This is a genomic window from Rhodococcus tibetensis, assembly GCF_024438035.1.
GTDB lineage: Bacteria > Actinomycetota > Actinomycetes > Mycobacteriales > Mycobacteriaceae > Rhodococcus_F > Rhodococcus_F tibetensis.
Genome location: NZ_JANFQF010000020.1, coordinates 96861 through 117123 on the forward strand (window position 1 = coordinate 96861; position 20263 = coordinate 117123).

The 20263-nt window shown below is 66.8% G+C and carries 18 protein-coding genes and 1 pseudogene; 10 read left to right on the plus strand and 9 right to left on the minus strand.

Features of this window, described 5'->3' with window-relative positions:
* Positions 1 to 183: 183 nt before the first annotated feature.
* Positions 184 to 885, minus strand: coding sequence for a GntR family transcriptional regulator (locus NOF53_RS21280; protein WP_255972423.1), 702 nt, complete (start codon positions 883 to 885; stop codon positions 184 to 186).
* A gap of 184 nt (positions 886 to 1069) precedes the next feature.
* On the opposite strand from NOF53_RS21280, the gene NOF53_RS21285 reads away from it, so the two are divergent.
* From NOF53_RS21285 to NOF53_RS21310, 6 genes are all read left to right on the plus strand, one after another.
* The gene (locus NOF53_RS21285) at positions 1070 to 2851 is read left to right on the plus strand and encodes an FAD-dependent monooxygenase (protein ID WP_255972425.1); all 1782 of its coding nucleotides are present in this window, start codon (positions 1070 to 1072) and stop codon (positions 2849 to 2851) included.
* A gap of 26 nt (positions 2852 to 2877) precedes the next feature.
* Positions 2878 to 3744: a fumarylacetoacetate hydrolase family protein gene (locus NOF53_RS21290; protein ID WP_255972427.1), complete on the plus strand. Its 867-nt coding sequence runs from the start codon at positions 2878 to 2880 to the stop codon at positions 3742 to 3744.
* Positions 3745 to 3770: 26 nt separating this feature from the next.
* On the plus strand, positions 3771 to 4694 hold the full coding sequence (locus tag NOF53_RS21295) for a VOC family protein (RefSeq protein WP_255972429.1): 924 nt from the start codon (positions 3771 to 3773) through the stop codon (positions 4692 to 4694).
* Positions 4684 to 6678 (plus strand): acetoacetate--CoA ligase, encoded by a 1995-nt coding sequence (locus NOF53_RS21300; RefSeq protein ID WP_255972431.1) that lies wholly within the window; start codon positions 4684 to 4686, stop codon positions 6676 to 6678. The genes NOF53_RS21295 and NOF53_RS21300 overlap by 11 nt, the downstream gene beginning before the upstream one ends.
* Positions 6679 to 7059: 381 nt before the next feature.
* Positions 7060 to 7356: a WhiB family transcriptional regulator gene (locus NOF53_RS21305; RefSeq protein WP_255972433.1), complete on the plus strand. Its 297-nt coding sequence runs from the start codon at positions 7060 to 7062 to the stop codon at positions 7354 to 7356.
* Positions 7357 to 7507: 151 nt separating this feature from the next.
* A complete protein-coding gene (locus NOF53_RS21310; RefSeq protein ID WP_255972435.1) occupies positions 7508 to 8494 on the plus strand; it encodes a hypothetical protein in 987 nt (328 codons plus the stop codon).
* 360 nt (positions 8495 to 8854) lie between these two features.
* Here NOF53_RS21310 and NOF53_RS21315 read toward each other — a convergent pair whose 3' ends face one another.
* Positions 8855 to 10516 (minus strand): alpha/beta hydrolase, encoded by a 1662-nt coding sequence (locus NOF53_RS21315; protein ID WP_255972437.1) that lies wholly within the window; start codon positions 10514 to 10516, stop codon positions 8855 to 8857.
* A 98-nt stretch (positions 10517 to 10614) separates the two neighbouring features.
* Between NOF53_RS21315 and NOF53_RS21320 the strand changes: the two genes are divergently transcribed.
* From NOF53_RS21320 to NOF53_RS21330, 3 genes are all read left to right on the plus strand, one after another.
* Complete coding sequence (locus tag NOF53_RS21320) at positions 10615 to 10905, plus strand: type VII secretion target (protein WP_255972439.1); 291 nt, start codon at positions 10615 to 10617, stop codon at positions 10903 to 10905.
* Between the two features lie 135 nt (positions 10906 to 11040).
* Positions 11041 to 11631 carry a dihydrofolate reductase family protein gene (locus tag NOF53_RS21325; RefSeq protein ID WP_255972441.1) on the plus strand — a complete coding sequence of 197 codons (591 nt, stop codon included), beginning with the start codon at positions 11041 to 11043 and terminating at the stop codon, positions 11629 to 11631.
* 60 nt (positions 11632 to 11691) lie between these two features.
* Positions 11692 to 12051: a hypothetical protein gene (locus tag NOF53_RS21330; RefSeq protein ID WP_255972443.1), complete on the plus strand. Its 360-nt coding sequence runs from the start codon at positions 11692 to 11694 to the stop codon at positions 12049 to 12051.
* Between the two features lie 9 nt (positions 12052 to 12060).
* On the opposite strand, the gene NOF53_RS21335 is transcribed toward NOF53_RS21330, so the two are convergent.
* From NOF53_RS21335 to NOF53_RS21355, 5 genes and pseudogenes are all read right to left on the minus strand, one after another.
* Positions 12061 to 12408: a UBP-type zinc finger domain-containing protein gene (locus NOF53_RS21335; protein ID WP_255972445.1), complete on the minus strand. Its 348-nt coding sequence runs from the start codon at positions 12406 to 12408 to the stop codon at positions 12061 to 12063.
* Positions 12401 to 13846, minus strand: a complete 1446-nt coding sequence (locus NOF53_RS21340; RefSeq protein ID WP_374212647.1) for an ATP-binding protein — start codon at positions 13844 to 13846, stop codon at positions 12401 to 12403. Before NOF53_RS21340 ends, NOF53_RS21335 begins: the two co-directional genes overlap by 8 nt.
* Positions 13806 to 15476 (minus strand): annotated as a pseudogene (locus NOF53_RS21345) (NAD(P)/FAD-dependent oxidoreductase); the annotation flags it as partial. The gene NOF53_RS21340 and the pseudogene NOF53_RS21345, both read right to left, overlap by 41 nt.
* A 99-nt stretch (positions 15477 to 15575) precedes the next feature.
* Positions 15576 to 16274 carry a TMEM165/GDT1 family protein gene (locus NOF53_RS21350; protein WP_255972449.1) on the minus strand — a complete coding sequence of 233 codons (699 nt, stop codon included), beginning with the start codon at positions 16272 to 16274 and terminating at the stop codon, positions 15576 to 15578.
* 177 nt (positions 16275 to 16451) lie between these two features.
* Positions 16452 to 16979, minus strand: a complete 528-nt coding sequence (locus NOF53_RS21355; protein WP_255972451.1) for a peptidase — start codon at positions 16977 to 16979, stop codon at positions 16452 to 16454.
* 201 nt (positions 16980 to 17180) lie between these two features.
* Between NOF53_RS21355 and NOF53_RS21360 the strand changes: the two genes are divergently transcribed.
* Positions 17181 to 18545 carry a YhgE/Pip domain-containing protein gene (locus tag NOF53_RS21360; protein ID WP_255972454.1) on the plus strand — a complete coding sequence of 455 codons (1365 nt, stop codon included), beginning with the start codon at positions 17181 to 17183 and terminating at the stop codon, positions 18543 to 18545.
* Here the strand turns inward: NOF53_RS21360 and NOF53_RS21365 are convergent.
* Both NOF53_RS21365 and NOF53_RS21370 read right to left on the minus strand, forming a co-directional pair.
* A complete protein-coding gene (locus NOF53_RS21365; RefSeq protein ID WP_255972456.1) occupies positions 18530 to 19966 on the minus strand; it encodes an amidase in 1437 nt (478 codons plus the stop codon). The genes NOF53_RS21360 and NOF53_RS21365 overlap by 16 nt on opposite strands.
* 126 nt (positions 19967 to 20092) lie before the next feature.
* Positions 20093 to 20263 (minus strand): Fe-Mn family superoxide dismutase (locus NOF53_RS21370; RefSeq protein WP_255971576.1); only part of this gene is annotated, 171 nt, incomplete at its 5' end.

Consider the following 20263-nt stretch of genomic DNA (forward strand, 5'->3'; position numbering starts at 1 on the left):
AGGTTCTCGTCGATTTTGTCGGTCGCACGCAGTGCTGAACTGCATTTGTGCAAAGTCTTGTCGCCGAGGGATTCTCACTAAATTGTCAGAATCCTCAGCTCCGGTCGCAGTCCCGTGGGGGATCTATTTCCTGACGGATTCTCGAAGCTTACTGCGGCAGGTGGTAGTGGTGGGGGGCTTCGCTCAGGCGAGGGCGCGCTCATCGTCCCTGCCGTCGAGTTGCTCGGCGTAGCGGACGAGGGCGGCGGTGGTGCGTTCGATGTGCTCGCGCAGCGCCTGGGTCGCGCCGGCTTCGTCGCGGGCGACGGTGAGTTCGGCGATGGTCTTGTGTTCGGCGGCGATGTCGCGGGTGGCGTCGCGGGCGAACTCCTGGGACCAGTGCTGGTAAAGCTCCGCGCAGTCGCGCAGGCCGGTGGCGATGGCCTCGAGCCGTGAGCTGCCGCAGCCGGCGAGCAGGGTGTGGTGGAAGTCGCGGTGGACGGTGGTGAAGGCCGGGTCGACGTGCCCTTCGCTGGTCATCATGGGCGTGTGGGCCAGCGCATGGTGCGTGGCAAGAACCGATGCCTCCCAGGCCAGGTCGCCGTACTTGATCGACTCCGCGAGTGCCAGGGTCTCGATCAGTACACGGGTGCGCGTCAGGTCCTGCAGGTTGTCGATAGTGAGGGTAGCGACGGCGAAGCCGCGCTGGGGTGTCGCTTCGACGAGGCCCTCGCCGGCCAGTCGGATCACGGCCTCCCGGACGACGGAGAGGCTCACGCCGTATTGCTCGGTGAAGTTGTTCATCTTGAGCTTGCTCCCGGGCGCCAGTTCGCCGCTGAGGAGGTCGCCGCGGATGCGGTCGTAGACCTCCTGGACGCGGGTTGGCTTGGCGGGAGTGTTGGTCATGCGGTCAGTCTACGGAATCCTTCGGAATATCGGTATGAGAATAAATAATCGATTTTCTGTTGACACATCGATGAGATCTGGAGCACACTGTGATCCAGGCAATACACCTGCCAGGGCCGCAGCGCCGGGCCGTCGGCAACCCTCTCGACCACTCATCCGGCGGTCCCGATAAAGGAGACATTCCATGACTGACATCCAGGTTCCCGTTCTCATCGTGGGCGGCGGTGGCGCCGGTCTCACCGCATCGATGTCCCTGTCCAACCTCGGCGTCGACTCGCTGCTGGTGAGCTCGCTGCCGGGCACCTCGACGCTGCCGAAGGCGCACGTGCTCAACCAGCGCGCGATGGAAATCTTCACCGAGGTGGGGGTGGCTCCCGAGATCTACAAGCGCAGCACCCCGGCGGCGAACATGCGGGCGACCGGCTGGTACGCCGGCCTGGCCGGTGCCCACGACGGCTACGGCCGGAAGCTGGGTGAGCTCGAGGCGTGGGGTGGCAGCTACACCGACCCCGACTACGTGGCGGCCAGTCCCTGCCGTACCTGCAACCTGCCGCAGATCCGGCTCGAGCCGGTGTTGAAGGAGCACGCCGAGAAGCGGAACCCGGGTGGGGTGCGGTTCAACCACGAACTCATCGACCTGGTCCAGGACGCTGACGGTGTGACCGCGACCGTGCGGGACAAGGACGCCGACACGACCTACCAGGTGCGCTCGCAGTACCTGATCGCGGCCGACGGCGGCCGGACGGTCGGCAAGCTCGTCGGGGTGGAGATGAACGGCCCGCGGGACATCATGAAGATGGTCTCGATCCACATGACCGCGGACCTCTCGCCGTGGGCCACCGGCGACGACGTGCTGATCCGCTGGCTGGTCAACCCCGACTTCGGCGGCTCGTGGAGCGGCGTGCTGGTCCCGATGGGCCCCGACCACTGGGGCCCGGCATCGGAGGAGTGGGTCTTTCATATGCAGTACGCCACCGACGACCCGGACGCGATGCAGGAGGAGAAGGTCCTCGCTCGCATGCGAGCCACGCTCGGCCTTCCACCCGAGCTGGTGCCGACGGTGCACCGGATCAGCCAGTGGGTGATGGAGGGTGTCATCGCGGACAAGTTCCGTCAGGGCCGGGTGTTCTTCGCCGGCGACGCCGCGCACCGTCACCCCCCGACCGGCGGTCTGGGGCTGACCTCGGCGATCCACGACGTCTACAACCTGAGCTGGAAGCTGGCCGCCGTTCTGGCCGGCCGCGCCGGCGACGGCCTGCTGGACACCTACGAGGCCGAGCGCAAGCCCGTCGACCAGAACAACATCGACAACGCGATCGCCAACGCGATGAACCACTTCACGATCGATCAGGCCCTCAACCTCTCGCCCGAGAAGACCCCCGAGGAGAACTGGGCCGAGCTCGCCCCGCTGTGGAACGAGCTCCCGGAGTCGGCAGCCAAGCGGCACGCCCTGAACCGGGCGATCGGCTCACAGACCATGGAGTTCCGCCACCACAACGTCGAGTTCGGCTACCGCTACGACTCCACCGCCATCGTCTCGGACGGGAGCCCGGAGTACGTGCCGCTCGACCCGGTCCGCCTCTACGAGCCCAGCACCAAGCCTGGCCACCCGATGCCGCACGCGTTCGTGGAGCGTGCAGGCGAGCGGATCCCGCTCGGCACCCTCGTCCACGGCGGCAAGTTCCTGCTCCTCGCCGGCGAGGAGGGCCACGCCTGGGTCGAGGCCGCCAACAAGCTCGCAGCCGAGAACGACCTCCCGCTGGTCGCCGGGACCGTCGGCGTCCTCGACTCCGACTTCGTCGACGTGCGCTGCGCCTGGCTGAAGAACCGCGGCATCTCCTCCACCGGTGCCGTCCTGGTGCGCCCCGACCGGTACGTCGCGTTCCGGTCGAGCGACGGCGTCGCAGACCCGCACGCCGCGCTCGAGGACGCCCTGTCCCAGGTGCTCTCGACCCAGCTCCGCTGACCCCCGAATCTCACAAGGAGAATCCCATGCGTATCGCCAACCTCGCCGGACGGCTCGTCCTGGTCACCGACACCGGTGCCGTCGACGTCGAAGAGGCCAGTCGGGGCCAGTTCGGGCCCGACCCGACCGCCATCTACCGCCGGTGGCCCGACTTCACCGCCTGGGCCGCATCGACCGAGCTTCCGTCCGGCCGGTCCTACGACGAGACCGCACTCGGCGCACCGGTCCCGGAGCCGGGCCAGGTGTTCGCGATCGGTCTGAACTACCGCGCGCACGCCACCGAGAGCGGGTTCGACTTCCCGGTCGAGCCGCCGGTCTTCACCAAGTTCCGCACCTCGATCACCGGTCCGTACGGCGACCTCGCCCTACCGGGTGACACCGTCGACTGGGAGGCCGAGTTGGTCGTCGTCATCGGCCGCGAGGCCCGCCACGTCGCCGCGGCCGACGCATGGGAGCACGTCGCCGGCCTGACCGTCGGGCAGGACTACTCCGAGCGCACGCGCCAACTCGTCGCGCCCGCACCGCAGTTCAGCCTCGGCAAGTCGTTCCCCGGCTTCGCGCCGATCGGTCCGGTCGTCGTCACCCTCGACGAGCTGCCCGACCCCGCAGACCTCGAGATCGGCTGCAGCATCAACGGGGAGCAGGTCCAGAAGGCCCGCACCAGCGACCTGATCTTCTCGGTCCCGGTCCTCATCGAGCGCCTCTCCGCCGTCCTGCCGCTGCAGCCGGGCGACCTGATCTTCACCGGCACACCCAGCGGCGTGGGCGGCGGACGGAACCCGAAGCGGTTCCTCGTCCCCGGCGAGGAGGTCGTCACCTGGATCGAGGGCATCGGCGAGCTCCGTCAGCGATGCGTGCCCGGCACCCCGTACACCACCGCCTCCGCCTCGTAAGAGCTGACCGGGAAGGACAGACCGCCATGGCTCTACACCGCCTCACCTCGATCACCGTCGGCGTCCCCAACGTCGAGGAGACCGCCGCCTACTACACCGACTTCGGTCTCACACCGCTCGGTAAAAACGCGTTCGCCACCACCGACGGCGGCGAACAGTTCAAGCTCGCCCACGCACCCCGCAGGCGGCTCGTCGAGATCGGCATCGGCGCGGAGAATCCCGATGACCTCGACCGCATCGCCCGTCAGCTCCGCACCCTGGACCTGCCGGTCGAGCGGACCGCCGACGCGCTGGTCACCGAGGAACCGATCGCCGGTTTCCGCGCCGTGATCTCGGTGGCGCCGCGCATCGAGCAGCAGCGCACCGAGCCCACCCCGTACAACGGGCCCGGCCGGATCGACCGCGCCAACGTGCGGGCGCCGGGCATCGTGCGCGAGGGCCCGGTGACCCCGCGCAAGCTCGGTCACGTGGTCATCGGGTCCACCGACCAGGCCGCGACCCAGCGGTTCTTCACCGAGGGCATCGGGTTCAAGGTCAGCGACGTCGTCCCGTCCATCGCCGCATTCATGCGCTGCTCGACCGACCACCACAACGTGCTGGTCCAGCAGGCGCCGGTGAACTTCCTGCACCACACCTCCTGGCAGGTCGAGGACATCGACGAGATCGGCCGCGGGGCAATGGCGATGCTCGATCAGAACCCCGAGCGGCACGTCTGGGGCCTGGGTCGCCACCACGTCGGATCCAACTTCTTCTGGTACCTCAAGGACCCGGCCGGCAACTTCTCCGAGTACTACTCCGACATCGACTGCATCGTCGACGACGCGCTCTGGACGCCCGGCACCTGGGAAGGTGTGAAGGGCCTGTTCAACTGGGGCCCGCCCCCGCCCCCGTCCTTCCTCATGCCCGAGGACGTCGCCGCGATGATGACCGGGGCCCACAATGCCGGTTGAGGACCCCACCCCGGCCCCCGTGCCGGCGTGGACCCCGACACCGGACGCCGCCGCCCGAACACAGATCAGCGCGTTCGGGCGGTGGCTGGCCGCCGAAGGACGGGGTGAGTTCGGCGGCTACGCCGAGCTCTGGCGCTGGTCGACCACCGAACTCGAAGAGTTCTGGCAGGCGATCGCCGACTTCTACGACGTGCGCTTCCGCCGGCAGGCCACGCGAGTGCTGGCCGACGACGCGATGCCGGGCGCGGAGTGGTTCCCCGGCGCCACACTCAACTACGCCGATCAGGCGCTGCGCCGCACCGGCGAGAAGACCGCGATCGTCGCCGTCTCCGAAGACGGGCACCGGCACGAGGTGACCCGCGACGAACTCCGCAACCAGGTCGCCTCCCTCGCACACTGGCTCCGAACCCGGGGCATCGGCCCGGGTGACCGTGTTGTCGGCTACCTCCCGAACATCACCGCCACCGTCGTCGCGTTCCTCGCCACCGCCGCCGTCGGCGCCACCTGGTCGGCCTGCTCCCAGGAGTACTCACCCGACGGCGCCGCCGACCGCCTCGGCCAGCTCGAACCCACCGTGCTGTTCCTCGCCGACGGCTACCGCTACGCCGGCAAGGAACACGACCGCTCCGCCCACAACGACGAACTGCGGCGCCTGCTGCCGTCGGTGCGGACCACTGTGTGGGTGCCGCACCTCGGCGGCGCCCAGCCACCCGGCACCGAGCACTTCGACACCCTCACCCAGGGCGACCACCTGCTCGAAACGACCCCGGTGCCGTTCGACCAGCCGCTGTGGGTGCTGTACTCGAGCGGCACCACCGGCCGACCCAAGGGCATCGTGCACGGCCACGGCGGCGTCACCCTCGAGCACCTCAAGTTCCTCGGCCTCCACCTCGACCTCGACGCCTCCTCCCGCTTCGCCTGGTACACCAGCACCAGCTGGATGATGTGGAACATCCAGGTCTCCGGCCTGCTCCTCGGCGCAACGATCGTGCTCTACGACGGCAGCCCCGGCTGGCCCCACCCCGGCGCCCTGTGGCAGCTGGCCGCCGACGAGCAGCTGACCTTCCTGGGCACCAGCGCCGCCTACCTGACCGCCGCCCACAAGGACGGCACCCCCCTCGGCGCGGCCTACGACCTCCAGCTGACCGGACTCGGCAGCACCGGCTCACCACTACCCGCCGGCACCGCCCAGTGGATCCACGACACCCTGCCCACGACCTGGCTCGCCGCCGCCAGCGGCGGCACCGACATCGTCTCCGGGTTCGCCGGCGGCGCACCCACCCTCCCGTCGTACCCCGGCGAGATGCAGGCCCGGTTGCTCGGCGTGGCCCTCGAAGCCTGGGACGGGCACGGACACCCCGTCACCGACGAGGTCGGCGAGCTCGTCGTCACCCGCCCGATGCCGTCCATGCCGCTGTACTTCTGGAACGACCCCGACGGAGCCCGCTACCGCGACGCCTACTTCTCCACCTACCCCGACGTGTGGCGCCACGGCGACTGGGTCACCGTCAACACCCGCGGCGGCGTCATCGTCCACGGCCGCTCCGACGCCACCATGAACCGGTACGGCGTCCGCATGGGCAGCGCCGAAATCTACGAAGTCGTCGACCAACTCGAAGAAATCGCCGACGCAGTCGTCGTCGGCGTCGAGGAATCCGACGGCGGCTACTGGATGCCCCTCTTCGTGGTCCTCGCCGACGGACACGACCTTACCCCCGACCTCGTCGCCCGGATCCGCGGCCGGATCCGGTCCGAGGTCTCCCCCCGCCACGTCCCCGACGACGTCATCGCCCTACCCACCCTGCCCCACACCATGACCGGCAAACGGCTCGAGATCCCCATCAAGAGAGTCCTCCAAGGCGCCGCACTATCGAGCGTCGCCAACCCGGCCGCACTCGACGACGCCGACGCGCTCGCACAGTTCGTCCCGATCGCAACCCAACGGAAGACGGCCCTGCACACAGACATTCCTCGCACCTCGTGACCGGCAGCCTGAGCCCCGCCAGCCATCCGACCGGACCGGACAGCCAGCCGACACTGCACGAGACCATCGCGCGAGCACCAGCCCTGGACGGGCCCGGTGGGACGCCCGAGGCTACGTGATCATGGTGCCCTGAGCGGGCAGTAGCCGTCGGTGTCGAGTTGTTGGCGTGGTGGGTGGACCACATGTGGGCGAGGTTTTCGTCGTCTCCCTGCCGTCCCTGCTCGGCATGGTGTCGACCGCACGACCGTGGTATCCCGTCGCCAGCACACGATCGCGTCGGCGACCACGGTCAGGCACCACCTCCCGCGCCCCCAGCGCCCCGCCAAGGCCCCGAAACACGAGGTTCCTATGCCGCCCGATACCGCTGTGCACACCCCCGCCGTGAAGACCAAAAACGCACCCGACGCCGACGACACCAGTTGGCGGAATCGTGGTGCCTGCAGCTTCTACGGGCCCACCCTCTTCTTCGGGTGGGATGGCGAACCTACCGGCGTTCGCACCCGCCGAGAACAGCGCGCGAAAACTATCTGCGGCGCATGCCCAGTGCTCGTACCCTGCCGCGCCTTCGCGCTGCGCGCCGGCGAAAGGTTCGGCATCTGGGGAGGCACCACCGAGCGAGAACGCCGGACCATTCGCAACGCCGAGACTCCTCGACGAATCTCGCGTACGCAACCCTGACCGGCGCGTTCCGGAAGCGGCCCCCGTGACCGGAAGCTCCTGACCTACTGCCGCCCCGTCGACATTGGCCGGTGACCATTTCCGCAACGAGACGCTAAGTGGAACTGGTCGGCTTCAGACTCTGCGCCGCAGTCCGGAGTTCGAGGAAACGATGTTCTTCTGCGGGTTCGATCTCCCTGTCGTCACCGATGTTGTGTCGGCGCCCGGCCAACTACCGGTGGTGCACGTCGCGCGGTCGATGAACCTTTCGCCGGCGGGGTCGAACAAGGGACTCAGCGGCCTGCCCGCTGTTGAGACGCTCGGCGACCGCATCGGCAAGCCGCGCCATCTCATCGCCGACCGCGCCTACAACTTCGTCACCGACGACAAGTTCGCGATCCCGGTCTGGCGGCTGGGCTACACCACCATCTACGACCTGCACCCGAACCAGCGCGGGACGCACCCGGGACCCGACGGCACACACGATATGGATCGACGGCACCCTGTACTCGGCGAGCCTGCCGGCGGGACTCGAGGATCTCGACCCGATCGACGTCGACATGAAGGACGAGGTGCGTGCCCGGATCGAGCGACGTCACCAGGCGCGGCAGGCCTACGCGTTCGTTCCGCACGGCGCCCGGACGGGTCCCGCCGGTACCGCGGGCCCGCCGTCCCACCGGCGCGGGTCCGCTGCCCGAACAACCCGATCTCGATGAGCGCACCGCAGAGCGTGCCGACGACCTCCTGCACACCCGGCACGCCATGCGGGTGCGGGTGCACCATCACCCTCGACGACACGGATTACCCGGACCTGCGGATTCCGTTCCAGCACGGCACCGTCGCCTGGGAAGCGTCCTATCACCGCAGAGTCGGGATCGAGATCCTGTTCGCCGACCTGAAGCAGAACCGGATGACAATGCATCGTGGGTTCTTCCGCGAATTCGGGATCCGCCGCTACACCCTGCTCGCCGGGTTCACCCTCGCTGCGTTGAACCTGCTGATCCTGCACGACGCGGCCACCCGCCGCGGAACGCTCGACTGTTGGGGCCGGTTCCTCGGAGAACCGGAACCCGAGCGCACACCGCGCCGGCGGCCTCGCATCAATCGAGCTACCACGTGTCACACAGAGTTGTCGCCTGCCACCCGTCCCGGCAGATAGCTACCCCGCCCCGACAACGGAATCTCCGGATCCCGGTAGCCGACCTCGACCACCCGCCGAAAATGACCAACTTTCAGGTGCGGGTTCGGCCAGAGCACCGCTCCCACCACGTCGAACGTGCCGCACGCTGACCGGAGAACCGCCCGAAACGGGCGCAATAGCGTCGACTGCGCAGAAACTGGGTCCGCGTCCGACGGCGATCCTAATAGGTGAACACAACGGCTATTAATGGGTGAACACCCCCGACCTGTTACTCGGTAGAACTCCCGAGGTCCGCTTGCGGGTAACGGCACCCTGTTCGGCCGCTGGAGTGGGCAACCACAGCGGCAGTCCGGTGAGCCGAGCGGCGCGGATCGGCAATCACCGAACGACCCTCTCCGGCAGGCCGGCCACGATTGCCGACATGTTGTATGCGGACATGGTTCCCTCGTGCGGATACTCGCTGTGCCCCAGAACGCCGCCGCGATGAGTTCCGTCCGGGCTCATTCCCTCTTCGACGGAGAGCTGTTCGAAACTCGCTGTACCCGGGTCGGGGCCGAACCTGTGCGTCCTGCCTACTTCGGTGACGAACCGGTCTTCGTCGGCCTCCATCACGTATCCATGCCCCTCACGCAATCCGAGGTCGGACTCGTCATCGGCGTTGATGCCGGGGGAACCGTAGAACACCGCGTCATCGACCGGATGGCCCGAACGGGGATCCTGGAGTGCCAGGCCAGTCGTATAGGAACCGTACGAATGTCCGAGTGCGATGAGGTGCGGATCGGATTGACGAGAAGCCACATTCACGCCTTCGAAAAAGGCGGCCAGCCTGGACGCTCCCGCCACTGCCCGGTCACTCTGTGTCACGTCCAGCAAGCCTCGAACCGTGTCGAATTTGCCGGGCCCCATTGTCTGCGGCGGCTCGTACCCCAACCACGCAATCGTTGCGACTGACTCGCCTGCTCGCCCCTGAAGCCGCAACTGCTCGACACTCGCGTTTCCCAGAGACCGTGCCTCGCCGACCATTCCCTCGAAGGAGTCGACGATCGTGGTGTTCAGCCCGGGCGTCGTCACCGAAATGTGGTCGGCGGTATCGGGGTCACCCACCGCGAAGGCCGCCATTCCACGCTCCCCGGATGTCAGGTCGAGCAGCATCAGTTTTCCATCCGGATTCTTCGCAACGATCTGCTCGACCACATCCAGATCTCTCAGTTTCTGTTCGGTGTACCACAGTGCGGCATCATCATTGGTGAATACGCCCCCGAACATCGTGTGGTCGAGGATCGACTTCAGCCGGTCGCGTTCTGATGTCAACCGGGCCCGCTCATCGTCGAACTGGTTGACGTTTGCCTGATGCCGCGCGGCAGCAGGGATGCCGTCTCGCGCTCCGACCCATTCGGGATGGTGCTCGAGTACTTCCCCGCGTTCCGATTCCGGCATCGACGCCCAGTACTTCCGGTTCTCCAGCGGGGAACCGTTCTGCGGCGGCGTCGGTGCGGACAGTGCGCCGTGCTGCTCACCGGCTGTGACTGCGGCATCGACATCTCGGGCACCGCGAGAATCGATCCCACCGTAGGCCTGTACGAGTACGCGGGCCGCGTCGGCGTCGATATTCTCAGCCTGTAGGATCAGCGCCTTCACACTCACTTCGAGGTCGGCTCTGAACGTAGCCCGGATTGCAACATCGTGCGGCGACCGTTCCGGTTGAGTCGGCGCATCGGTGACTACACCGGCATCGGACACGGTGAACGCATTGTCGTCGGCGGCCGCCATCAGCACGGAGAGCCCCATCTTGACGTGCGTAACAGCATCGAACGTTTCCGCCGTGACCTGACGGACCGTACCGATCGAAGCACCTTCGTCCGTGAGGTCGTCGACGGTCACCTGGAAAGCGTGCCGTGCTGCCTCTGCGGCCTCACCCTTCCAAGCGCAGAGACCACCAAGGCCGGTGATCCGCCGCCGCACGTCGTCGATGACGGTGATGCGCGCTGACAAAACCTGTTCCAACTGTTCGAGCGCGACGGTGTCCCACTCACGGATCATCTTCAAGTCCACGGTCCCCCCCGGGTGCCACTGTGGACGTAAGGTAGCGGAGCTCAATCGGATCCGTAAAGGGGGACGTCGTGGGGGAGGGACGAACAGTGATCGTCGATATCGTGGAGCTGCGTGTCGCAGCAGGGCAGATGGATGGTGTGTTCGCAGAAGTGAACACTGCGCTCACGCCCATCGATGGGGTGATTGCCCGGTCATCTGCAGCGTGGGCTTCGGCGTCCGGCGCTGCCTTCATACGATTCGGCGCTTATCTCGACGCGCGACGAGAGGCGCTTCTCGGCGACATCGCCAGGATCGCCGACAACCTTGCAGGCACAGCCGACCGCTATGACCGGCAGGACACAGCCAACACCGACGCCGTGGCACACGTCCTTTCCTGAGCGCGACGAAAGCGCGTGAGCCGTACCGTCCGGTGGATACAGTGGGCGCGATGAGTTTCGGGTGGCTCGATGGTCTACCCCTTCGTCATCCCCGTAACGAGTAGATCCCCGTAACGAGTAAGAGGAGTGAGTCCCGTGCGCGTTGTGATCATGGACTTCATCAGTTTGGACGGCGTCGTGCAGGCACCCGGCGGACCCGAAGAGGACACCGAGGGTGGGTTCGCGCACGGCGGCTGGTCGCATCCGTTCTTCGATCCGGAGTCGATGGGAGCCGCTTTCGGCGACGCGATGAGCGGGGCGAAGGCGTTGCTGTTCGGGCGGCGCACGTGGCAGACGATGGCCGCGGCGTGGCCGGAGCGGGCCGGTGACCCCTTCGCCGACCAGATGAACGCCATCCCGAAGTACGTGGTGTCCGCGACGCTGGGCGACGGCGAGCTGACGTGGGAGAACACCACCCGCATCCCCGGCGACGAGGCTGTCGCCGAAATCCGGAAGCTGCGGGAGAACGGGGACGGCTCGCTGCTGGTGATGGGGAGCGCCACGCTGGCGCGCACCCTTGTCAGCGAAGGCCTGTTCGACGAGCTCCGGCTCATGATCGAGCCGGTGATCCTCGGCGGCGGTAAGTCAATTTTCCCCGAGAACGGTGGGTTGCGGACTCTCGAGCTGGTCTCCACGATCACCAGCAGCACGGGCGTGCACGTGTGCACCTACCGGCCCGTGGAGTAGGCGGGTAGTTTGTCTTCGCATGCGCACGGGAGGCGCGGGCGAACACTGTTGGGGGGGCGGATGACCGGAAATCAGGTGGAAGTCGATCGCGATGCGCTGCTGCGGTGCATCGCGGCGTGTGATGCGCTGGCATCGGACATGGCGGATCTGCGACTGCGGGCGTCCCGGGAACTGGCGCCCGACAACTTCGGTCTGGGCGAAACGCATTTGTTGTCGGCGGCGGAGCTGGCCGAGCGATTTCGGGCGACGGCCGTCGGCGGTACCGGAGTGGCGGAAGAGAACACTGCGGTCGGTGTTCTCGCCGCGCACGAACGCTACGCAAGGGCGATGAAGGAGGCGTTCGAGGCGGTGCTCGCCCGCTACGACGAACAGGACGCCGCCACGGCTCGCCATGTGACGGACGCCGGCACCGACCTCTAGCTCTGCAGATCAGTGGATGTGTTTCTGCCAGTCCTGCGGAACCCGGTCGGCTGGGCCCGGAATGGTCTGCTCGAGCGGATGATGCTGCGGTGCAGTCAGTTCGGGTCCCTGGAACATCTGATCGGTGGCGTAGTTCCAGAACCACGACTCACCGGGTTCGAAGCTCTGCACCACCGGATGCCCGGTGTCGGCGGCGTGCCGGCTGGCGTGTTGCGCCGGCGACGAGTCACAGCATCCGACGTGCCCGCACAGTGCGCAGCGCCGCAGGTGCACCCACCACCCACCGGATGCGTCGCATTCGGCGCATCCGGTACCGCTCGGTGCGACGCCGGTGTCGATGCCTTCCACTTCACCCATGCGAGTCTCCTTCGATCACTGTCACTTCCGGTTCGATCGGGATGCGAACCTGGAAGCGGGTATCGCCCGGTTCGGAGTGCACGCGTAGGTCGCCGCGGTGCTTCTTCACCACGATGCGCCAGGAGATGTCGAGCCCCAGCCCGGTACCTTCGCCGACGGGTTTCGTGGTGAAGAACGGTTCGAAGATGCGCGAGCGGATCTCCTCCGGCACCCCGGGGCCGGTATCGCCGATCTCGATGAGCGCCATGTCGCCGTCCCGCCGGGTGCGGACGGTGAGAGTGCCGCGCCCCTTCATGGCGGCCACAGCATTGTCGATGAGATTCGTCCACACCTGGTTGAGTTCCGCCGCGTAGGCAGGAACCTGCGGCAGTGAAGGGTCGTAATCCTTCACCACCGCGACCGAGTCGCCGATCTTGCGCCCCAGCATCACCAGCGAACTGTCGAGCAGTTCGCGAAGGTCCACGCGCTGGTAGGGGGCACGGTCCATTTGGGAGTACTGCTTCGCGGCATTCACCAGGGTCGATACTCGGGCAGTCGAGTCGGCGATCTCGTTCATCAGGAGTTCTGTCTCGATGGTGTAGTTGAGCCACCGGATCGTGCTTTCGACCACCGCGTCGTCCTCGACACTCGCCACGATCCGCTCGAGCCACGGGATGTCGAGACCTGCCTGCACGAAGGTGGGGGCGAGATCCCAACCGCCGGAGACCCCATGGGTGTCGAACCAGTCCCCGAGCTGATCTTCACGATCCGCAGCTTCCAGCGGTGTCAGTGTGGGGGCTTTCGCCACCAGTTCGGCCGCTTCCTCCTGCAACCGGATCAGTGTCGCGAGTGCCTGCCGGTCGTACACCCCGGACGCGATGACCCCGAGCTTCTGCCGCATGTGCGACACCCGGTCGCGGAGCGAGGCCGTCGCTCGGACTGCGGCAGCCGCCGGGTTGTTGAGCTCGTGCGTCAGTCCCGCGGACAGCGAGCCCAGGGCGAGGAGCCGCTCACGCTGGTCGACGATCTGACGGGAATTCTCAGTGCCGAAGAACAACCCTTCGAGGAGGTGGACTGCCATCGGGAACCACTCGTGCATCAGGGCTCCGAAGCGGTCGGCGTCCAGCACGAAGAACCGGGACGGTGTGGTGACCCGCAGCGATGACGTGTATGCCTGGGGTGCGCGGTCACCGAGATACGACTGCCACGCCCCGGCATACACGCCCCGTTGTGAGGTTCGGTTGACCTCGATCTCCTCGCCCCCCGACAACTTGCCGAGGACCAATTCGCCTTCCATCAGCACGTAGAAGCAGGTGGCAGCGTCACCCTCGGCGAACACCGGGCCCGGCTCGATGAGTTCGACGCGGCCGCTCTCGCACAGCTGGCCGAGCTGGCGATCGTCGAGTTTCTCGAACAAGTTGTCCGATATAGCGGTGGACGAGCATGACGGCCATCGCACCTTCACCGACGGCCGACGCCACCCGTTTTGCCGACTCGGCCCGAACGTCACCGGCGGCGAAGATTCCGGGAACACTGGTCTCGAGGTGGTGTGGAAGCCGGTCGAGTGGCCAGCCGCTCGGCGCCTTTCCGTCCACGACGAGATCCGGGCCGGACACCACGAACCCGTGCTCGTCGCGGATCACCACACCGTCGAGCCACTCGGTGCGCGGGGCAGCCCCGATGAACAGAAACAGGAATCCGGCATCGACGGTCTCCTCGCTCCCGTCGGCGTTGTCGCGCAACCGGATCCTCTCGAGGTGACCGTCACCCTCCACGCCGACCACCTCGGTGCACGGCCGGACGCGTATTCGCGGGTTCTGCTGAATCTGCTGAATCAGGTAGTACGACATCGAGTCTTCGAGCGATCGCGCCCGGACCACGATCGTGACGGTGCGCGCACCCCGCGCGAGGTACATCGCAGCCTGCCCCGCAGAGTTGGCACCGCCGACGATGTAGACGTCCTGATCTGCGCAGCGGGCCGCCTCGGTGACGGCCGAGCCGTAATAGACACCGCGTCCGGTGAGTTCGTCGATGCCCGGCGCGGGGTGGCGCCGATACGAGACCCCGGTGGCGAGGATGACGGTGTGCGCGTCGATGGTGTCGCCGTCGGCGAATCGCACCGTGCGGGCCGAGCCGTTCACCTCGAGAGCCACCACGTCGCGTGTCGTGATCAGCTCGGCCCCGAATCGGGTTGCCTGCCGGCGGGCGCGGTCCGCCAGCTGAGCACCGGACACGCCATCGGGGAATCCGAGATAGTTCTCGATCCGGCTGCTCTGACCCGCTTGTCCGCCGGTCGCAGTCCGCTCGACGAGCGCAGTGCGTAAACCTTCGGAGGCGCCGTAGACCGCGGCGCCCAGCCCGGCGGGACCACCTCCGACGACGACAAGATCGTAGAAGTTCTCCGACGGCGACGTGCGCAGCCCGAGCCGATTGCCCAGCTCCGTCTCTGCCGGCTCGACGAGGACATCACCGTCCGGACAGATGACTACGGGCAACCGCAGTCCGTCGGCCCCGGCGGCGGCGAGCAGTCGCTCACCTTCCGGTTCGTCCGACATGTACCAGCGATATGAGAGCTGGTTGCGGGCGAGGAACTCCCGCACCTCCGACGAGCTGGCCGCCCAGCGATGGCCGATCACCTTGGTTTCCTCCACCGGGTGCCGCTCCGACGACGCCCACGCGTCGAGCAACGCGTCGACCACCGGATACAACTTCTCCTCCGGCGGATCCCACGGCTTGAGCAGGTAGTAGTCGAGGTCGATCACATTGATCGCCTCGATGGCCGCATCGGTATCTGCGTAAGCGGTGAGCAGCACACGCCGCGCCACCGGGTACAGGTCCATGGCCTTCTCGAGGAACTCGATTCCGCTCATTGCCGGCATGCGGTAGTCGGCGAGAATGACGGCGACGGGGTCGCCTCGCAATTTGAGCTCGCGCAGCGCCTCCAGTGCAGATTCACCGGACTCGGCGCGAATGATCCGGTACTTCTCGCCGTACCGACGCCGCAGGTCCCGGGCGACGGCACGCGACACCCCAGGATCATCGTCGACTGTGAGAAGCGCCGGTTTGGCGCTCGCAACGGGATGGTTCACACACGCCTCTCGTCCGCGGAGAAGATCGAGAAACTCTCGCGTCGAGTATTGCCGGAGTGCGTGGTCTTGTCGACTCGCTGTGACCGTGCCGGACGGCGGCTAGTGCTGCAATTCGTGGTCCTTCGCCGGGGCTTGTTTCCGGCGACGGGACCACACAGTGTGACCCCCTGCGACAGCGACCGCGGTGATTGCGACCGCGCCGCCCGCGAGGGGGCCCGCTGCGCTGCCGGGGAGTAGACCTGCGAACAGCAGCCAGGCGCCGAAGGTGAAGAACGACACCGCGGCGCCGATACGGATGACCCTCTCCGGCAGATGCTTGCCCAGGACTGCGCCGACCACGATGGCCAGGGCGTCGGCCGCAACCATGCCGATGGTCGAGCCGATCCACACACCGACCGTGTCGTGGTCGGTGGCTAGGGTGATGGTGGCGAGCATCGTCTTGTCGCCGAGTTCGGCGAGGAAGAAGGCGGACGTCACCGCAAGGAAGGCGGAGCGGGTGGTTCTGCCGGCCTTGAGTTGCTCGCCGTTGCTGAGGCGGTCACCGCGCAGTGTCCAGGCGCCGAAGACCAGGAAGGCTGCTCCGCCGACCACGCTGATCGCGCCGGTGGGGAGTGCGACGCCGAGGCTGTGGCCCACGGCGACCGACACCAGATGTACCACCGTCGTCGCGACCGTGATGCCCGAGATCACCACCCACCAGCGGTAGCGCAGCGCGAACGTCATCGCCATCAGCTGGGATTTGTCGCCCAGTTCGGCGACGAAGATCACCCCGAAGCTCAGCAGCACGGCGGCCAGCACAACATCCTCCTCCAATAGTCGGGCGGAGGATTGACAGTGGGGTCCCCCGGCGTGGCGGACACTGACGTGCCGATTGGGGCGACTCCCCTTCGCTGGTCCCCACGCTAGCGGGACGAATCCGAAAACGCAAAGGCGGCAAGAAGTTTGGGATACCACGTACAGAGTTTTCGGGAACCCTCACGACGCCAGCAGCATGGCCAAAACGGCGGTATCGGGGTCACTGATCGGGTCGATGCCGACCCTGCTGACCATGGATGTCACCGTGCCGTCCGCCTCCGCCTCCACCCAGGCCGCGCGGTGGCCGAGCCCCAGGTGCGGTAGGCCGGGCAGCAGCACGCAACCGGAGGCGGCGCCCGCGCATTCCGGCAACGAAGGCGTGGTCTCCGACGGTGGGTGCAGCATCATCAACGCCGGTGGCTGATGGTCGGCGAACCGGCCGGGAGCCAGCGCGAACTCGCCGAGGACGGTGCCCTCGGCAACCACAAGGCCGACAGTCTCGGGCTCCGGTTCCTCCGGCAGATCCTCGTGCGCGCCGAATACCGTCGTGGTGTGCAGGAGCCCGGGAACCGAAGCGACGCGGACAGCGAGGGCGAGTAGCTGTGCCCATTCCTTGGTGGTATCTGGCCACCGTCCCGAAATGACAAATCCCCGCAAAATACCTTCGGCCTGGAAGGGCGAGATGCCGATGTAGCCGTCCCTGTTCATCTCTGCCTCCTCGGTGTGATTGACGTGCTGGAAACATGCCTCGTGCGCACACCTCGTTGGGTACTTGAAGAATGCACCGAACAATGCCTGGCACACAAGGGGACATGAGTGCTAACCAAGTCAGGCGGCGGCGACCGTTCCTCAGAGAACGCTCAGAAAGCCCACAACAACCCCCTACGAAAGCCGCCTAGCCTCACCGGAATGACGTCTGAGCGCCCAGTGAAGCCCGTCGGCCACCACACCGCAACCGGCACGATGCGACACCCTTCCGCTCCCCGGCGCACCGCCGCACTCGGTCTGGCCGCACTTGTCACCGCCACTGCGGCCGGGCTCGGCGCTCTGTTCCTCGACGACGCACCCGACAGCCGGACGGTGGCGATCGTGAACACGGATACAGGCGCCACGGTGGAGGGTGAGGCGATACGGGCCGGCGAATCGCTGATCGAGAACCTCGAAGCGAACCAGGATTTCGACTGGCAGGTGGTGTCGGCCGACGAGGCCGAGACGGGTAGCTATTTCGCCACCGTCACCGTGCCCGAGGATTTCAGTGCCGCGGTGGCCTCGGTATGGGGTGCGACACCGCGGCAGGCCACCCTCGATCTCGACGTGGCGGGCTCGGACGAGGCGGCATCCCTCGCGCTGTCGGAGGTGGTGTCCACTCAGGTAGGTGCTGACGGTGTCGCCGATCTGCTGACCGACATGTCGAAGTCGCGGAGCACCTTTCAGCAGGCGGGGATGGCCGCAGGACTTCTCGCGGCGGGCACGTCGGCGGCAGATGATGCGGCACAGCAACTTACCGAAGGCGCCGACACGCTGCTGCCGTACCTCGAGACGGCGCGTTCGGGTGCAGTGCAACTTCTCGGTGTGGCGGATCAGGTCGCGGGCGTGGTCGATGAGACGGCCGGAACGGCGAACGATCTGGCAGATCGATTGAGCGCATTGGGTTTCACCCTCGGCGAAGCGAACGACGGTGCCGTGCAGATGCGCACGAGAATCGACGAGGCGATCCGCATTCTCGCGGCCACTCCCGTCGCGCCCGAAGTGGTTCCGGCCCTACAGCAGGTGAGTTCGGACCTGGGCTTGCTCTCCGGCCAGCTCACTTCGGTACCCGGATTGCTGGGTGAGCAAGTGGGCCCCGACACCGACCTCGGGGAACTCGTCCGGGTGGCGATGGGACAGCTGACCGATGCGAGCGCCGAACTGAGCAGTGGGGCGCGGCAACTGAACGACGGCATCGTTCCCATCGCCGATCAGGCGCCGGAGATGCTGGCCGGTGCCACGACGCAGATCGTGGACGGGTTCGCGAAACTGAAGGCACTGTCGGGCCGGCTGTCCACCGACCTCAACGCCGGGGTGGCCGCCATGCCGGCCAGGTCCGCAGTACAGCAGGCACAGCTGGCGACCGTTCTCGCCGATCCGGTCGCGGTGTCGCGCAGCGTCACTGCACCGACGTCGATCCTGACCGACCGACATCTGGCCGTCGGATTCGGGTGTACGACGGCGCTTCTCGCCGCAGTCGTTGCCTGGATGGGCCTGCGGAGAAGTAACGTTCAGCGCGCATCCTGAATCCGTCGCCACGGGCTCGCCTGCTCCAACTCGAACGCCAACTCGAGCAATGTGCGCTCGTCCCCGTGGTTCGCGGAGAAATGCGAGGCCAGCGGAAGTCCCTGCGACGTCTCGTGCAGGGGCAGCGAGATGGCAGGCCCACCGGATGCATTGTTCAGCGGCGTGAACGCCGTGTAGGCGATGAGCTTGTCGAACAGAACGTCGAAACCCTGTGTGGGCGAGAGGTATCCGAGCTCAGGTATGGTATGCGCGAGGGTGGGCGACAGCACCACGTCGTACTTCTGGAAAACCTGAGCGTACTCGCGGTACGTGCGACGCAGCCGGTACAGCATCTGCGGCGTCCTGGCAATCTTCTTGCGGTACATCGCAGCTAGCCCGCGTGTCAGGTTGTCGGTAGCGGACCGATCGAAATCGGGCCCGAGCATCCGCTTGCCGTTGTTGGAGATGACGAATGCAAGGAATCCCCAGTAAGTGCAGAAATCGTCGACGAACGACTGGCCCACCGGCATCGGGGCTTCCTCGACGTGGTGTCCCAGCTCGGCGAGCAGGTCGGCGGTGGCGTGGACCGACTTTCGCGTTTCGTCGTCGGTGGGGGACGCGGTGACGGAATCGACGACCACGCCGATGTTGAGCCGGGTCGTGCCGGGCCCCTCTACCAACCGGATGGGCGGCAGCGCTGGATTGCGGTAGTAACGTTCGGCGGCGGCCATCCACCGAGCCGTATCGCGAACCGACCTGGTGACGGTGCCCTGAGCGATGATCCTGACTGGCAGCGTCTTGTCCATGGCATCGGGCACCGTACGACCACGGGACGGTTTGAGGCCGACGAGCCCGCACGCCGCGGCGGGAATGCGGATGGAGCCACCGCCGTCGTTGGCGTGGGCGATCGGAACCACCCCTGAAGCAACGAGCGCGGCCGAACCGCCGGACGAGGCTCCGGGGGAGTAGGCGAGGTTCCACGGGTTGTGCACGGGTTCGGCATCCATGAACTCTGTGGAGGCACTGAAGCCGAACTCCGGTAACCGGCTCTTGCCGAGTGAGACGACTCCGGTGGACAGATACTGCGCGACGAAGTCGCTGTCGGCCCGGGCGGGTTTTGCGGCGAACGCCGCGCTGCCGTGCTGGGTGGGCTGGCCTGCTACGTCGACGTTGTCCTTGATGACCGTCGGCACACCGGCGAACACACCTTCATGGGGGCGTTCCGCTTCCGTCAGCGCGCGGTCGAAGTCGGGGAACGCCAACCCGAACAGGGAGGGCTCGACCGATTCGGCGCGGGCGATCGCCGCTTCGGTTACCTCACGGACCGAGACTTCCCTGGACGCGATCCGTTCCGCGATACCGGTGGCGTCCAGATCGCCGAGCGCATCGTCGCGGAAGGCATGGACGTAGGCGTCTTTGCGGGGAGTGCTGTTGTCGGTCACGGATCAAGGCTATTGGACGCACGGCCAACTGGGACGAATTCCGGGGTGGTGAGGATGCCGGAACGAACACGAGCGCACAGAGGTGCCCGCAGGCGTTCTGTGCGCTCGTGAGAGAGGAAGGAGAAATCAGCCGATGAGGCCGGCGCCCTGGGTACGGGCGCGGGCGAAGCGTTCCTCGGCGTCTGCCCAGTTCACGATGTTCCACCAGGCCTTGACGTAGTCCGGCTTGACGTTCTGGTAGTCGAGGTAGAAGGCGTGTTCCCACATGTCGAGCATGACGACCGGGATCAGGGCGGC